Below are 14,746 nucleotides of genomic sequence, written 5' to 3' on the forward strand. Positions count from 1 at the left end.
CGGTCTGACTCATAAATATTTACTTTATCTTTAAGCACATAGCTACGAGAGAGATTTATAACATAACTTCACTACGTACCTTTTCCTAATAAACTTGCCTTCTCGTCATCCTCAGTAAACTCGGTGGCCTCTTCTTTAATTGAGAAAAGATTACTTTTTATATCCTTCATTTTCTCAATTATTGGGCTATTAGAAATAGTAAAAATTGGATCTAATTTAAAGGTAGTACAAATTTCATTAATAAACCCCTTGAATCCAAATGTAATCGCTATTTCTTCTGATTCTTCCAGACTGTGTCTTAAATGCTCTTCTACTTTATCCAGATATTTATCATCACCGGCCTCACCAGATGTAATTAGTGCATTAATGGCTCCTTGAACTTCCCTGCTTATATTATCGCAGAGTGATTGTAATATCCTTCTCTCATCGCTTGAGAGCGTGGGATCAACCATACATTCTTTTGTAATTTTTTCTAGTTTTCCTTTTTTTTGGTAATTGTCATGAATCTCTGAATTTTCCATTTGGCTTAATAATGAAGTAACATACTGTTCTTCGCTTTTTAGCAGAGGAATTGATTTTTTTTCAAAAGTTTTTTTTTCATCTAATGAATTTTTGCAGGCTGCTGCTGTTTGTAATAAAACGCTTAATAATAGTTTTTCTTCTGAAGATTCAGTTAAAGATTTTTTAGTCTCCATCAAAGCTATGAGTTTCTTGAACTCCTCTCGAGTAGTAGTCTCTGGAATAATAAAACCTTTAGGTTCATCTTGAGGTGCTTTTAGAGCTTCCATACGCTTAAGTTGCTGCTCGATATCCTTTTTTCCTTCATATCTGAACGCCAGTTCAGCTTTATTTTGCTCTAACATCTCATTATACTGTTTCCTGGTGATGCGCCCTTCTTCTAAAGTTACGTCTAATCCCTCGTCAATTTCATAGAGAGTGTTTACAATTACAACATCATTAACCTCTTTTATTTGATTAAGCCCTTTGATGGCTGCCTGAACTGCCTTACTTACCTCTTCAGCAGATAGTGTTTCTAAAGAAGACATAGTAATTACCTCAAATAAAGCCCATATTGGGTAATTATAGAGCATTACAGATAAATTTAACCACTATTTTCAGAAAAGAGATTAACTCTCTCTGAATAAGTATGATAACTATTTGAAATATAAATAATTAAATTGTTTCAGTCGGCTCACGCTTTATAATATTCTGCAATAAAAAAGGACATAGTTTAGACTTTCACTTTTTTTATATTTTTATTGAAATTAAATTTTAGAGAATATGGAGAAATATAATGCTCCCTCGCAATGTTATGATTTCTGATCTTGAAATAATCAACTCCTTAATTCGAGAATCCAAAGGATTTTGGGGATACTCAGACGCTTTTTTAGATGACTTCATGAAACAGTGGGGAGTCAAAGAAACTTATATTCATTCTAATGACCTAATCCTTTTTGGAAAAGGAGAGGGGTTAATTGGTTTGTACGCTTTTAAAATAAATGATGACGAGGCTCCTGAGCTGGATTTATTTTTTATCAATCGCAAACAAATTGGCCAAGGAATAGGAAAAATCATGTGGCAGCACGCATTAGACCATGCTCTAAAACACCATTGGACTGAATTTAAAATCATAGCCGATCCCAATGCCGAACCATTTTATAAACGTATGGGAGCAACAACCATAGGAACATTTGAATCATTTCCTGGCCGATTTGTTCCGGTAATGAAGATGAAATTGAATATAGAGGCTGAGCTTTAAGCCTGAGTGCAGGCATACCAGGGATCTGTGGCAGGGAAACCCGGGTTACGCCTGCGGCTGCACCCAGGCTACGTCTTTAATATTTTTCAGAAATTATCTTAAGTAAGCGCCATTAGCTGCAAGCAACCGGGCTACAGTTTATTTTTTCACCTTTATATATCGCTTACTCTAATCCAATAGATTTTGGATCACAGCGATATGCATTACCTAAATTGGTTACATTGGTTTGTTCCGATCCCCCACTCATGAAACCACCATGACGATCAAAGGAGCCACTCATAGAACCGGTAACTCCAGCTCGATTGGTGATTAACTGAATATAATTTGCGCCTAATCTGCTTGCTTTATTCTTAAGATCATTCATCGCACCTTCTTCTAAATTACGGTTAGAGGTATAACTTCCCGTAAAGAAATTACCTTGGTTGCCAACAACCTGACCTAAATACTTGCATCCTTTAGGAGCAGGATTTGGGGCAGCAATAATGCGAGCGGCTTGCGGGTCTATTGGAATTGATGAACAACCACCAATCATAATAGCCAAGGCTGAAATGGAAAGTAATTTTTTCATAGCGACTACCTTTATTTTAAGATAATTTATGAACCTAAATTCGACAGTTTTTTTAACTGTTGCGTTTAGATTGAATAATGCAAGAGCATATTAATTGTTCTATTTTAGGAATACAAGCCCATAAAGTGCCCAGCACTCATAAAAAATTCGACTCTTATAAGCCCCCATTTTCCTAGGAACTGTTAATAGTTGGCTTGACGTTCCTCTAAAAATAACTTGCCAACAGACCTTACAAAAAAAATATACTAGAATTAATACAGGAACATCATGACGTCTATTTCAATCATTCATAAGGGAATATGATGCAAACCTATCTCATCACTACAAAACATCTTGGTCTGCGTTTTATCAGAAAAGAAGATGCCCAACATTTAGAGCGCATAGATAAGGATCCTGAAGTAAAGGAATTTTATCCCGAGGGTACATTGACTGATCAGGAAATCAAAGACTTTATCAAGGAATCCATAGCGACTTACAAAAATAAGCACTTGCCTTGTTTCGTCATTTTTCAACTTAAAAATGATAGTTTTGTTGGAGAAGCCTATTTTAATCAAATTGAAACAGGAGAAATTAAAGTAGGCTATCTTTTTCATAAAAAATACTGGAATAAAGGGTATGCCACTGAAGTACTAAAAGCACTCCTTAACTGGGCAAAAATTTATATTGATACGGATTATATTATTGCTTTTGCAGACGTAGAAAATACTGCCTCATTTCACGTCATGAGAAAATGTGGCATGAAATATTATAAAGAAGGGACTTATCTGGGTATGAGATGTTATTTTTATCGCATAAAAAATCGCTAACTGAAGCAACTTAGCCCTTAAAAGTTATCTCTGCCCTCTTCTAAATCCATACAAAAAAAATGAATCACATTATGCAGTACTTTTTCACACAAATTGAGTTGATCAACACTTATAAATTCATTAGGTGTATGAGCTTGCTCTATATTGCCAGGACCACAAATTAAAGTGGGGATGCGCGCATTTTGAAATATTCCCGATTCTGTAGCATAAGAAACTTTGAAACGATTCTTTGTACCTGTAACAGCACGTACTATTCTTGCGATTGAGGAATCTTCTATTGCATTAAATCCAGGCGCATCTGAAATTACCTCGAAAGAAATAGCAGCATCTGAATAGGTTTTTCGCATTTCAGGTAATAGCTGGTCCTCAATATAATTTTTAATTTGGTTGTTAAAATTCTCAATAAGAAACTCACTGATATAGCGCAGTTCAAGAGTAAACTCACAACGGCCAGGAATAATATTTGCAGCCGATCCGCCTTCAATTAGATTAGTAGTTATTGTAGTGAAGGGAAGATCGAAGTCGGTATCAAAGGGACCGTTTTCTTTTACATAACGGGCCAGCTTATTAATATAGCAGATTAAACGACTTGCATACTCAATGGCATTACAGCCCTCTGATGCCAGAGAAGAATGAACCGCCTTTCCTTGGATCTGGCAATAATAAAGTCTTCTTGCTTTTTCACCTACTATCGGCCTCATACTTGATGGCTCACCGACAATGCACCCCTCTGGATGAATCCCTGCTTTTTGCAAATAATCCACTAGATAATCTACGCCCAGGCAACCTATCTCTTCATCACAAGTAAAGGAAAAATGAATGGGTTTTACCAGTTTTAATTTTTTAAATTCTGGAGCAAGAGCAAGCAGGACAGCTAAAAATCCTTTCATATCGCAAGCACCACGCCCGTAAATTTTACCCTCACGCTCTATAGCAACAAAGGGATCACTATTCCATATTTGCCCGATAACTGGCACCACATCAGTATGACCTGAGAGCAAAATCCCTCCATCAATTTGACCATTGCTTGCGGGTATTGTGGCAAATAAATTAGCTTTCTCTTCCGTGGGTCCCGGTATGATATGAGAGTCAATGTCGTGCGCTTTAAACCAGGCATCTACTGCTTCAATTAATGCTCTGTTTGAATTGCTCGAAACAGTATTAAAACCAATAAGTTGCGTAAGCCATTCAACTGTATTCATTTTATTCCTTGCTAAAAGCTAAAACAAATTACCACTAAGTATAGTTCATACGTATTGCTCTATGCCTGGTTGAGTCTGCCTGATTATTTACTCAATTTTGATCAGATTATAATAATCGGGTAAGGTCTCTGAAATTAAAGAGTCAACTTCGGCTACATAGGGAATATCATCAATAGCGGTGCGCGGATGTACTCTATCATTAACCCAATAGCCCGACCAATTACCCGTGGTTTTAATGCAATCTTTAGCAAAATCAGGCAACTTGAATTTTTTTTCCAACTCAAAACAACCAGATAAAAATAGGTCTACATACGACTGGGCAAGAGGGTATTGAGAGGATGGGATCGTTTCATCTGCAATCGTTGTATAAATCCAGTATTCGCCTTCAGGTACTGATACGCCTGCCAAAGACTGTATTTTTTCTCTAGGCACGCGAATTCGGCAATAAGTATTTTCGCGTTTATCGTAATTAAGTATCTCAGTTGGCACAGTCAACTTAAAGTAAACGGCGTTCATTTTAGCCTCAGGCTTACTCTTTGCCCCCAGATACGTAGTGCCAAAGCGCTTATCCGTACTATGTTCAATCCAGCCACGTTCAAAACCGGTTACATATATAGGGAAATTTTCACCAACATTGGCCCCATCTTCGCGCTTTGACTCCTCTTTCATCAGTGAGCCATAGCCAATAATAAATTGAGGCACATTAATATTAGGCGGAGGGCGACATCCCCGCTCCTCAAGACTTTCTTGAGCACAACTAGTAAAACTTAAAAGACTAATTAATGAGAAAATGCTCCAATTTTTTAACATCATTCCATAACTCCATATTATTAATTCAATTGATGAGTCCATCATCATTCCAGCTTATTACTTCAAGGCATCCGAAACAACTAAATTAGTCATAGCTCCAATTTATGAATTAACTTGGGCAATTGAAATATGTATTAGACTGCATACCGCTTATAAAACAAGCAGATAAATCCGTTGAAAAGAAAAAATCATTTGCTCATTGCTTAGCGGTAGTGCGATATGATCGATTTTTTATGCTCATAGGCGGTAGATCAATTTAAAAGCGCGCTGGAATGGTGGCATAGTACTCCAGGTTTGAAAGATGGTGCGGAACGATTGGCTATGTCTCCTTTTTTAGTCCAGATTTATGAGGCTTGGCTCTCCTTAAAGAGTGCCAAGCTCTGTTATTTATAATTAACAGAAAGGAACTTATCGTGCTGCTTTTTGAATTACCTGTCCTGTTTTGCTAACATCTTTACCAAAACCACGAACAGTTCCACACCCGTTCAATATAAAAAGAGTAGTTAGAAAAAAACAAACCATCGCGATTTTTTTATTATTTTTCATGATGTCTCTATCCTTAAGTTATATAATTTACTTATTATTATTTTTAAAGTCTCCCTCAAAAGTCTAGTACAAAATTGTAAAAATATGTAAAAAAATACGGCTCTTTTTAAAAGAAATACCATAGGATTCATGTAGTTGCACTTATACCTGAAATCTGGGAGATAAATACCTGAATAACGCGGGGAAAAAACGCGCCATAAAAGCCCCAAATCGCTCCTTAAAACCCGCAATAACCACGACCTCTTTTTTCTTTTTGAGGGCCTGAACAATTTTTTGTGCGCACTTTGTCGCTGATATGCCGGTTGCATGAACCTCATCAATTCGACCAAAATGAGTGCCATCAGCAACCAACGCATTGTGGGTGATATGCGTATTTATATAACCGGGATAGATCAAGGTAATCCCAATTTCTGTTTTGAATACTTCATTACGAAGGCTTTCAAAATATCCTTTAAGTGCGTGCTTACTGGCACTATAAGCCGAACGAGTCTGCATCCCATAGAGCCCTAACATGCTCGAAATCACTGCTATCTGACCGCTATTGCGGTGGAGCATTTTTTTTAAAAGAGGACGAGTTAATGCAATAGTACCCAAAAAATTGATATCCATTATTTTTTTATCCAACTCAAAGCTGGAGTCAGCAACCCGATAACGCTGAGACAAACCAGCACAATTAATAAGAAAATCAATTGGCCCGTGTTGTGACCAGACTTCATCAGCCTTGCCCTCCAACTCCTGATACAGCTCCAGATCCAGGGCAAAAACCACATGTTTTTCCGGAAACAAGCACGCCGAACGGACCCGATCCAATTCGGTTTCTCTTCTCGAAGAAAGAATAACCTTTGCCCCAGTCTTCGCCATTTCATAAGCCAATGCCTCTCCAATACCTGAGGAAGCACCCGTTATCCAAACAGTCTTGTTTTCCAGATCCATATGCTCATCCTTCATTTCCGCTTGATAATTCGATAAAAATAGAAACAAAACAAATAATGATGAGTAGTTTATACTTATAGAGAGTGAAATGAATAGTGATGCAATCAATGCACCTGGTTATCACAGATAAGCGGAGCAGTTATGCCAAAAAAAGCCCACATTCTTTTAACATGGATACCTCATTTATTCTTATTTTACAAAGAAAAAGTATTTCGTAAATTATTGCCGATTATGCTAGTTATCACTCTTTATGCTCTCCTTATTGGTCTGTCCTTTAAGGGGCGATCCGGCTATAGCCTGGGACAGTTTCATCTGATTTTTAGTTTTATTTTGACTATTATTATTAGCTTTAGAGTAAACAGCAGCTTCTCACGCTGGTGGGAAGGTCGTACTCTTTGGGGCGGAATTGTCAATAATAGTCGCAATTTAGCTTTGAAATTCGAGACTTATGTAGGACTGAACAAACACCCTGCTTTTTATCTCTTACTAAGTAAGTTACCAATCATCATCAAAGCAAATATACGTAAAGATACCAATTTATTGGAAAAAGAAATGCATTCTTTAGGCATTGATGAATACCGTTCCCAACAACCAGTACTGTTGGTAACTCAGCGGATGTACAAAATTATTAATCAATTACGCGATGACACTCGAATCCGCGTGGAACAATGTACTCATTTGGATAACCATTTAGCCAATTTGATTGATATGGCCGGAGGCTGTGAACGAATTGCTAACACCAGTGTGCCACCGGCTTTTGCCTTCTTTGTGAAGCAGGCATTGCTGTTTTATTCTTTAATGTTTCCGTTTGGATGGGTTAACACCTTTGGTATTTTAATTATTCCCATGTTGGTGATGATAGTTTATATCTTATTAGGTTTGGAAATCCTATCCGAAGAATTAGAAGACCCTTTTAAACCAGGTGATAATGGTTTAAATCTTGATGTTATTACTCGAAATATTGAACTTAATGTGGCACAAATAGCAGGAAAAGAAATCAAATAAAAATTAAATTTTATCAATGAACTACAACAACTTATTAACCCGAAAAAATAAATGGTTTCATAAAATATAACCCCAAAGCCGTTAGAAACACGATAATTGTATTGGGAGTAAAAGAAAGCTCTTTTTTCTTTAGAAAAAGACGACAGAAATACGTCATCAGTTCTGTAATGCAGAGTAAAAGAAGATAAGTAAAAAATATGATCAATGCAGCCTCATAGAGACAGGTGGAGTTAATATAAAAAGGCACAAAAATAGTATCCATGCCACTACCCTTGAGTCCCCTCGTCGCAACCTCCTCGGGATGACGGAAAGCAGATTAAGTCAATGCAATGCCCCTCATCTCAAGCCCCCTACGTCATCTCGAGCCCCTTACGTCATCTCGAGCGTAGCGAGAGATCTCCGGGATGCACACTGTGCTATATCGAGGAGATCTCTCGCTACGCTCGAGATGCCGTGATGTGTTAGAGATGACGTGATATGTTAGAGATGACATGATGTGCACCAAATGACAAATTTCAGTTAATATTGTCTTAATTTTTTTCATATACAATAGACTTTAACTTAATACGAGGCTCAGGGAGTTCAATATGGGAAAAGACCGGATTCTAGATATTGACCCTAGTGCAGCTACAATAATTACATACAAACAAAAAATTGCAGCCTTAATAGAAAAACTAAATAGCTTAAGTCCTGATGAGTATCAAATTCAGGTCAATGCAATACTGCATCAAATTAAAGAAACAGACCACCAATTTATTTTAAACTCCGGATTAAATGTTACCGGGCATGTGTTATTTAGCCGTCACGGGGAAAGTGCCACCTGGGGTCAAAAGAAACTGGGACTCAATCCGAATGCGGCTTTGTCAGAGCAGGCAATAGACAATATGTCTCATACTAATAGATCTACTGCTGGTTTATTACACTACCCGGATAATCTGACCCGAATTGCAGTGTCTCCTTTAGTACGAGCCAAGCAAACAGCCAGTCTGCTAATTCCAGCCAATCTCGCCAAAGCACAGATCAGCCTTCAACCTGCTTTGTCCGAAAATAGCTTTACCCCGTCAGGCAACAACATCACATCACTGGAACAATTGAAGAAAGAATATGCTCAAATGTCCTTTTGGCAAACACCGCTCAAAGTGATTATATTCAAACTATCCATTTGGTTTTATGGCCATTCCAGCATATTTGAACAAATCCAAAAAAAATCTGCCCAAGCAGATGAAACAATGCTTCATGTTCCTGGCGTCACGAGTCAGGATTACTTTTCTCAAGGTCAGCTGAATAATGAAGGAAGTTATACTTTTGACACCAATTCACTTTCTGAAGACCAAAAAATAAGAGCAACACGGCAGTTAATCCGAGATAATCTGAAACACGGAGAAAGTGATTTTTGGTTATTTGGGCATGGAAATAATTTCAAAAGTTTTTTTAATAAAACCTTTGGTATTAAATCTACTTTCGAATACGCCGAAACTCGAAGTATTTATAATACGCAAAAAGAACCCGGCGTCACTTCTTTATTCAGCCCACCCTATACTTTTGTTATTGATCAAGGCACTGGCAGAATAAGAGGAAAATATACGGAGAATACTCTCGCCTTTGAAATAAACCCATGGACGCTGACCCTAATATCTGATTCAACCAAGAAAATGCATGAAAGAGGATTAGATCTTACTAAACCCCGTCCAAGTCAAGTAAAACAACCCAAAGTAGAAGGGGAGATATTGGAGCAGCCCAAAACGGTTACCCCCACTCCAAAATCTGCGCCTGGTGAGGAAAATAATTCTGATGCGCCGGGTTCAACTATTTAATTCTGTGCAAGGTAAGAAAAACAGAATTAATTATAAAGGCATTTCTCTTTAGCCACTTTATTTTAATTTAGTGATAAACTCTTTTTCTGAAGGTCCCCCCTTAACTGCACGATTACCCTTAAGGAAGCGGATGATTGAAATCGATCATACATTGCTAAGTAAAGATGCTTTAGACAATTTAATTATTGAGATTATTACTCGTCAAGCAACAGACTATGGCGAGTATGAACTTGATATTCAAACTAAAAAAAATCAACTCATGAAAAAATTACAAAATGGTGATGCCGTAATTGTCTATTCATCAAGAGAAGAAATTTGCGATATTATCAGGGTCGAAGAGTTTAATATGTGGCAAAGCAAACTAGACCGTGTCGATATTTGATAGTTTTTTACATCCCATTTGTCAGGTAACCAGTTCCCCAAAATCGCACCTAATTTGACCTCACACTTTGTCTTGGATCTCAAACGTCATCTCGAGCGTAGCGAGAGATCTCCTGAAGACACACTGGACTAAATCCAGGAGATCTCTCGCTACGCTCGAGATGACGGGGTGGGCTCGAGATGATTGGGTGGGGTTCGAGATGACGTAAAAGTTTAAACTCTATAAGTAAACTGCAATAGTGCCGCTTGAGTATTGGCAGATATTACTCCCAAACTTTGTGCCGTAAAAATTTTGGCTTTAGGAATGAACATTCCATATCCATAAAGTAACTGAGCTGAAAAGTGCTTCAGTAGATTGATATCTATTCCTCCTGAAATAAACATTGTAGACGCAAGCGGGTACCCTATATTATTTGTTGATGTAGCATTTGGATTTGTTTCATAGATAAATGCTCCAAGCATCGCTATCTTTTCGGTAGTTGCATAGCGGGTTGCAACTTGATAAGACCAAACATCCTTCCAATATGTTGGGACTACCAAGCTACCTCTTGTTGTATTTTGGAAATTAATCGTTTTTTGAATGGCCCAGCCAGACCAATATATTTTCTCTCCAATAGACCATTTTTCACTCAGCACATGTTGCAATCCAATATACGCTACTGAAGCCTCTGTTATGCCCAGCCGAAAAGAGCGACTGACGGCAGTATTAAGCGAGCTGGTGCCATAACCCAGGGTATTTACCCATGAGTACACCGCGGCAGTAAAAAAATTTTTCGCATTAATTTTGTAGAATAAGCCTATATCTACGCTAGGATTCAACCCCGAAACTTTGTTAATTTCGTTCCCCATGTTAGGGACTACAAAATCCAGTTCGTTGCTTTTATTAATTTGGCAATTAAGGCCCATACCAATGGCCCAATCCTTTGTCAGTTGATAGCTTGACTGAATTCCAGTTCGATAATAAAGCAGACTCGTTGTCGTCGTTACATTAGACACTATAGAATCCAGAGGCCACTCTAAATGACCATAGCCACTGGGTACAATATTGATGCCCAACACAAAACGCTCACTTACTCTATAATCGCCCAACAGATAAGGAAGATTATCTGTTACTTTACTAACCGCACTTCCAGTACCTCCAGTTGAGGTTCCTGTAAATCTTAATGACGGTACAACAAATAAATTACCTGCCCTCAGCTGCATTTGATCAATTAGACTGAGTTCAGCAGGATTCTGAAAAAAAGTGTCATTTAAACTTTGACTGACAGCGCTACACGCTTTTTCGCCCCCCAAAATAAAACCGAGGGATATTGTTGTTCCTAATACCAACTTTAAAAAAGTTAACTTCATAAAAACTGATTTATTCCAGATGACTCATTGAATAATGAAAGCATGGCTGAAATAAAAAGTCTATCAATGTACGGCAAAGCTGAGGATTAAATTCAAACGTTTCTTATCAGGCCCCCGGTAAATCGATAGGGGTATTTCATCGCTATGGCTATATGGTGACGATTTGCTGACTGGTGAAATAGGTCTCTTTTGTCGCCCAGAAAACATCTGAGTATTCGACAAAAGAGAGCTATTTCAAGCAGACATTACGCAAATAGCATCGAATTATTTAAACGCCCCCAAATAATATCTAGGCTATATTATTCTTCTTTCCCGCCATTATTTCAGAATGCTCTTCTGATGGAGATGATGGCTTTTTGGGAGGCTCAGGAAGAATGAATAGACCTAAACCGCCATAAATATCGCGCGATTGAGATTTTGAAGGTTGTTGTTGAACATAACTCTCACAATCTTCGATTAATGTGATGGGTTTAAAAGCACTCATAAACCTCACCATTGTCTCTTGTGATTCCTCTAAGATTGAATCCAGTCTTGAGAAGAGATCATTTTTCATCGGAGCTTTCTTTACCGGCAATTTCTTGCCAAAGTCTTCCTCCAACTTTTTCAACACAGTAAGTGCTTCAGAAATTCGCTGACGATTGATAGAGTCTGGCAAAAAATTCTTCTTTTGATTGTCAAAGTAATTAATTACTAATTTCAACAAACGTAAATTTTCTGGCGAGTCTTTTAAATTCCTCATTAATATTTTAGACAAGGGATGATTTTCATCTTCAATAAGAGGCAAGAGGTACGGAAGTCCAAAGGAATCACTCCTTAATAAAGACATTTTATGGGTCAATAAAATATTAAAACATTGTGCTACTTTGGCGGAACTTAAATCACATTGAAATAAATAATCCATTATTGAGTCATAACTATTTTTATGTATTTTGGGCTCAAACTGTTCTAAATTATATTTTTTATTGGTCAATAAAAAACTAAGTAAATCTGCGTTTAACTCCATTAATGCTTTATTAAAAAGAGCATCATCAAGCGCAACGGGAAAAAGAGCTCTCAAGTGGACCACTTCATCAAAGTTACGATTAGACAATAATAAATTAATGTGTTTTTTTCCTATTAGAGTAATAGAGCGTTCCATTCTCCTTAATACTTGAATTAAATGATCTTGAGAAGAAGGAACCATCAATTGGAATTCATTAATTTTTTGAAGTAGAACTTGAATCACCGCAGTTTTTTCTGATTCATCGGCTATCGCTTCAACCTGCAGTAACTCATCAGACAATTTATTTATTTGGGGAGCAAATTGCTCCTCTTTAACTTTAACCCTCACGGAGGAGCTTTTCGTTTTTTTTGAAACAGCTGCTTTTCCTACATTTGGTGCATCTGTCTTAGTTAATTTTGATGCTTCTGTTGGAGTTGCATCGGTATTGGTTGATTGAGTTGCGGGGGCTGCATTTTTTTTCGCTTTTCTAGAAACACGTGGAAGAGAAGATATTTCAGAGTCCACCTGCTGGTAAATTGCTTGCATCAGCTCAATTTCTTTTTGCTTGTCTTCTTTCGAATTGATTTCGTTCAGCTGAGTCTTTAGTCCAATTTGTTGAGTCAACGCAGCTAAGTAGTTTCTTTTATTTTTTTCCAGATTTTCTGATAATTGAATCGTTCTTCTTTCTACTGGATTAATTTCATTTTTTAGACTGTTACATTTCGTATTTTGCGCCGCTCTTAACTGAGTGATAACCGATTTAATCGCCTTTTCACTAAGTTCCAACCAATCAACATCAAATTCATCTCTCGTAATTGGATCATACTGGTACCTGCCTGTTTCTAAAGCAAGATGAGGAGGGGGAATCATCTCATCGAGTTGATCAAAATAAACGTGGAGTCGATAGGTTCTTTTTTGTTCATCAGTAAAAAGTGCGGTGTAATGATATTCGCTTTGTTTATCAATTATATTGAGGGGCTGTTCATAAATACTGATATGGTGTTCAGTTAAAGTTAATCCATCAGGAAACTTATTGTTTTTCTTGGGAAGCTGAAGGAGGTAATAGGACGTACCATTTAGATGTGTTTGCTGCAATAAAGTTGCTTTACCAACTTTTTGCCTATTGTTTTTAAATAAAACGGTATGAACAAAATTGTATAGTTTATTAGAGGACATATTATTTCTCAGTAAATTAAGGGGGCATTACAGTCCTTTGAATTTATTAACTGTTAAATTAACCACTTCTGAAATTGAATTCTTGAGTCTCAATGGATTTTTCGTCCAAATAAGAAGTTTTCGACTGAACAATAACAATCAGGGATTGAGTTGGTTAAAAAAATTAATATGGGGATAGTAGCAAACTTAGCTTAAATGAATATTAAGAGAACATATTATTTTATCTTAGTAGCTCTAAGGCGCTCTTTTCTTTAGTTGATGATGAAATATTTGATGTACTCTTTGTAGAAGAACTTATTTTAATTCCCTTTGATTATTAATAGATTAATATCAACAGAACTGTGATTTATTATTAAAAGAAATTAGAGCGAAGTTATTCATCTTGCTCCCCATACTGGTAATAATTTTGTGTCTATTACTCAAAAAAATAAGCTATAATCTACCATAAAGAGGAAGAAAACTTATGTTGCTTTTATCATGTAAAGAGTGTGGCCATCAGCTTAAACTCGATGCGTTCAAATGTCCTAACTGTGGCTCTACAAAAACAACCAATCTCAAATGGCTTTTATTAGGAGTCATTAGTCTAGTGATCATTATTGCAATTTATATGAAAATATCTCATTTATCGCATGAGAGTAAACTTCGAAAGAATACATCACTGGAATATACCCTAAACAATCTGATATTCGGCGTCCCGTTAACACCCAATTTTACAATTAAAAACTTGAATGACGTTGCTATAAAAGATATCGCCATTCAATGCGATGAAATAGCTTATGACGGTTCAGTGATTGACAATATGAAAAATACTATTGGGGATACAATTCCAGCAAAAGGTACAAAAATATTCCAAAAATTTTATATGGGTAATATTAGCAATCCAGCATCCATAACGTGCAAAATTATATCAGTAGAGGAAGCAACGTAGTGAAATAATAAGGTTTCTTTTGGAAGTTTTTTTGACGTGCAATCTCTTATTCTAATGCATGGGATGCTTTGCTTTCCTAGGTGATGTGAGATAGATAATTATAAAATGATTGATTTGTGCAAACACCGATTCCCTAAGGAACAATGGCTTCTTGCGGATATGAGAACATTGAATTTGCAAGAACAATTCCATGTTGTTATGGCCTGGCACAGTTTTTTTCATTTACCCCATGAAGATCAACGCCTCACCTTGAAGATACTAGCAAACCGGGTCAAACCAAAAGGTTTATTAGTCTTTACCTCAGGGCCAGAATATGATGAGGTCTGGGGTGATAATGGAGGGCAAGAATTATATCATGCCTCTCTTTCTGCTGAAGAATATAAACAGATTCTGGCGGATAACCATTTCAAAATACTGACCCACAAGATTAGAGATCCCAATTGTGGGGAAGCAACAGTTTGGGTAGCTCAAAAAAACTCCCTTTAA

General features: G+C 37.0%; 16 protein-coding genes. 7 read left to right on the plus strand and 9 right to left on the minus strand.

Translation table 11 applies throughout. The annotated features are described in order from the left end of the window. Positions 1 to 71: 71 nt before the first annotated feature. Positions 72 to 1,046, minus strand: coding sequence for a PDDEXK family nuclease (locus LOX96_RS13165; protein WP_250422610.1), 975 nt, complete (start codon positions 1,044 to 1,046; stop codon positions 72 to 74). Between the two features lie 248 nt (positions 1,047 to 1,294). On the opposite strand from LOX96_RS13165, the gene LOX96_RS13170 reads away from it, so the two are divergent. After that, positions 1,295 to 1,759, plus strand: a complete 465-nt coding sequence (locus LOX96_RS13170) for a GNAT family N-acetyltransferase (protein ID WP_250422609.1) — start codon at positions 1,295 to 1,297, stop codon at positions 1,757 to 1,759. Between the two features lie 163 nt (positions 1,760 to 1,922). Here the strand turns inward: LOX96_RS13170 and LOX96_RS13175 are convergent, their stop codons facing one another. Further along, positions 1,923 to 2,327: a DUF4156 domain-containing protein gene (locus LOX96_RS13175; protein ID WP_250422608.1), complete on the minus strand. Its 405-nt coding sequence runs from the start codon at positions 2,325 to 2,327 to the stop codon at positions 1,923 to 1,925. Between the two features lie 299 nt (positions 2,328 to 2,626). Here LOX96_RS13175 and LOX96_RS13180 point away from each other — a divergent pair, with 299 nt between their 5' ends. Continuing rightward, positions 2,627 to 3,133 carry a GNAT family N-acetyltransferase gene (locus LOX96_RS13180; RefSeq protein WP_348645850.1) on the plus strand — a complete coding sequence of 169 codons (507 nt, stop codon included), beginning with the start codon at positions 2,627 to 2,629 and terminating at the stop codon, positions 3,131 to 3,133. A gap of 17 nt (positions 3,134 to 3,150) precedes the next feature. Here LOX96_RS13180 and argE read toward each other — a convergent pair whose 3' ends face one another. The 4 genes from argE to LOX96_RS13200 all read right to left on the minus strand — a co-directional run bounded on the left by argE (position 3,151) and on the right by LOX96_RS13200 (position 6,624). Then, the gene (argE, locus tag LOX96_RS13185; protein ID WP_250422606.1) at positions 3,151 to 4,335 is read right to left on the minus strand and encodes an acetylornithine deacetylase; all 1,185 of its coding nucleotides are present in this window, start codon (positions 4,333 to 4,335) and stop codon (positions 3,151 to 3,153) included. 87 nt (positions 4,336 to 4,422) lie between these two features. Next, positions 4,423 to 5,148: a gamma-glutamylcyclotransferase gene (locus LOX96_RS13190; protein WP_250422603.1), complete on the minus strand. Its 726-nt coding sequence runs from the start codon at positions 5,146 to 5,148 to the stop codon at positions 4,423 to 4,425. A 405-nt stretch (positions 5,149 to 5,553) separates the two neighbouring features. Then, the gene (locus LOX96_RS13195; protein ID WP_250422601.1) at positions 5,554 to 5,691 is read right to left on the minus strand and encodes an entericidin A/B family lipoprotein; all 138 of its coding nucleotides are present in this window, start codon (positions 5,689 to 5,691) and stop codon (positions 5,554 to 5,556) included. Positions 5,692 to 5,832: 141 nt separating this feature from the next. After that, complete coding sequence (locus LOX96_RS13200) at positions 5,833 to 6,624, minus strand: SDR family oxidoreductase (RefSeq protein WP_250422598.1); 792 nt, start codon at positions 6,622 to 6,624, stop codon at positions 5,833 to 5,835. Positions 6,625 to 6,765: 141 nt separating this feature from the next. On the opposite strand from LOX96_RS13200, the gene LOX96_RS13205 reads away from it, so the two are divergent. Further along, positions 6,766 to 7,629, plus strand: a complete 864-nt coding sequence (locus LOX96_RS13205) for a bestrophin family protein (RefSeq protein WP_250422596.1) — start codon at positions 6,766 to 6,768, stop codon at positions 7,627 to 7,629. A 34-nt stretch (positions 7,630 to 7,663) separates the two neighbouring features. Here LOX96_RS13205 and LOX96_RS13210 read toward each other — a convergent pair whose 3' ends face one another. Next, entirely contained in the window at positions 7,664 to 7,891 is a 228-nt protein-coding gene (locus LOX96_RS13210; protein ID WP_250422595.1) for a hypothetical protein, read from the minus strand. Between the two features lie 325 nt (positions 7,892 to 8,216). Here LOX96_RS13210 and LOX96_RS13215 point away from each other — a divergent pair, with 325 nt between their 5' ends. Continuing rightward, positions 8,217 to 9,443, plus strand: a complete 1,227-nt coding sequence (locus LOX96_RS13215; RefSeq protein ID WP_250422593.1) for a histidine phosphatase family protein — start codon at positions 8,217 to 8,219, stop codon at positions 9,441 to 9,443. Positions 9,444 to 9,573: 130 nt separating this feature from the next. Beyond that, the gene (locus tag LOX96_RS13220; RefSeq protein WP_250422591.1) at positions 9,574 to 9,825 is read left to right on the plus strand and encodes a YheU family protein; all 252 of its coding nucleotides are present in this window, start codon (positions 9,574 to 9,576) and stop codon (positions 9,823 to 9,825) included. A 212-nt stretch (positions 9,826 to 10,037) separates the two neighbouring features. Here the strand turns inward: LOX96_RS13220 and LOX96_RS13225 are convergent, their stop codons facing one another. Next, positions 10,038 to 11,174, minus strand: coding sequence for an OmpP1/FadL family transporter (locus tag LOX96_RS13225; protein WP_250422588.1), 1,137 nt, complete (start codon positions 11,172 to 11,174; stop codon positions 10,038 to 10,040). Positions 11,175 to 11,463: 289 nt separating this feature from the next. Further along, positions 11,464 to 13,332 (minus strand): hypothetical protein, encoded by a 1,869-nt coding sequence (locus tag LOX96_RS13230; protein ID WP_250422585.1) that lies wholly within the window; start codon positions 13,330 to 13,332, stop codon positions 11,464 to 11,466. 463 nt (positions 13,333 to 13,795) lie between these two features. Between LOX96_RS13230 and LOX96_RS13235 the strand changes: the two genes are divergently transcribed. Both LOX96_RS13235 and LOX96_RS13240 read left to right on the plus strand, forming a co-directional pair. Continuing rightward, a complete protein-coding gene (locus LOX96_RS13235) occupies positions 13,796 to 14,260 on the plus strand; it encodes a hypothetical protein (protein ID WP_250422582.1) in 465 nt (154 codons plus the stop codon). A gap of 105 nt (positions 14,261 to 14,365) precedes the next feature. After that, the gene (locus LOX96_RS13240) at positions 14,366 to 14,746 is read left to right on the plus strand and encodes a class I SAM-dependent methyltransferase (RefSeq protein ID WP_250422580.1); all 381 of its coding nucleotides are present in this window, start codon (positions 14,366 to 14,368) and stop codon (positions 14,744 to 14,746) included.

Source organism: Legionella maioricensis, assembly GCF_023618015.1.
In the GTDB taxonomy this organism is placed as follows: Bacteria; Pseudomonadota; Gammaproteobacteria; order Legionellales; family Legionellaceae; genus Legionella; species Legionella maioricensis.

Bases quoted from the DNA above. Each gene is read 5' to 3' on its own strand.
- LOX96_RS13190 (WP_250422603.1), bottom strand. From the start codon at position 5,148: ATGATGTTAAAAAATTGGAGCATTTTCTCATTAATTAGTCTTTTAAGT.
- LOX96_RS13165 (WP_250422610.1), bottom strand. From the start codon at position 1,046: ATGTCTTCTTTAGAAACACTATCTGCTGAAGAGGTAAGTAAGGCAGTT.
- LOX96_RS13175 (WP_250422608.1), bottom strand. From the start codon at position 2,327: ATGAAAAAATTACTTTCCATTTCAGCCTTGGCTATTATGATTGGTGGT.
- LOX96_RS13210 (WP_250422595.1), bottom strand. From the start codon at position 7,891: ATGGATACTATTTTTGTGCCTTTTTATATTAACTCCACCTGTCTCTAT.
- argE (WP_250422606.1), bottom strand. From the start codon at position 4,335: ATGAATACAGTTGAATGGCTTACGCAACTTATTGGTTTTAATACTGTT.
- LOX96_RS13205 (WP_250422596.1), top strand. From the start codon at position 6,766: ATGCCAAAAAAAGCCCACATTCTTTTAACATGGATACCTCATTTATTC.
- LOX96_RS13195 (WP_250422601.1), bottom strand. From the start codon at position 5,691: ATGAAAAATAATAAAAAAATCGCGATGGTTTGTTTTTTTCTAACTACT.
- LOX96_RS13215 (WP_250422593.1), top strand. From the start codon at position 8,217: ATGGGAAAAGACCGGATTCTAGATATTGACCCTAGTGCAGCTACAATA.
- LOX96_RS13225 (WP_250422588.1), bottom strand. From the start codon at position 11,174: ATGAAGTTAACTTTTTTAAAGTTGGTATTAGGAACAACAATATCCCTC.
- LOX96_RS13220 (WP_250422591.1), top strand. From the start codon at position 9,574: ATGATTGAAATCGATCATACATTGCTAAGTAAAGATGCTTTAGACAAT.
- LOX96_RS13180 (WP_348645850.1), top strand. From the start codon at position 2,627: ATGATGCAAACCTATCTCATCACTACAAAACATCTTGGTCTGCGTTTT.
- LOX96_RS13200 (WP_250422598.1), bottom strand. From the start codon at position 6,624: ATGGATCTGGAAAACAAGACTGTTTGGATAACGGGTGCTTCCTCAGGT.
- LOX96_RS13235 (WP_250422582.1), top strand. From the start codon at position 13,796: ATGTTGCTTTTATCATGTAAAGAGTGTGGCCATCAGCTTAAACTCGAT.
- LOX96_RS13230 (WP_250422585.1), bottom strand. From the start codon at position 13,332: ATGTCCTCTAATAAACTATACAATTTTGTTCATACCGTTTTATTTAAA.
- LOX96_RS13240 (WP_250422580.1), top strand. From the start codon at position 14,366: ATGATTGATTTGTGCAAACACCGATTCCCTAAGGAACAATGGCTTCTT.
- LOX96_RS13170 (WP_250422609.1), top strand. From the start codon at position 1,295: ATGCTCCCTCGCAATGTTATGATTTCTGATCTTGAAATAATCAACTCC.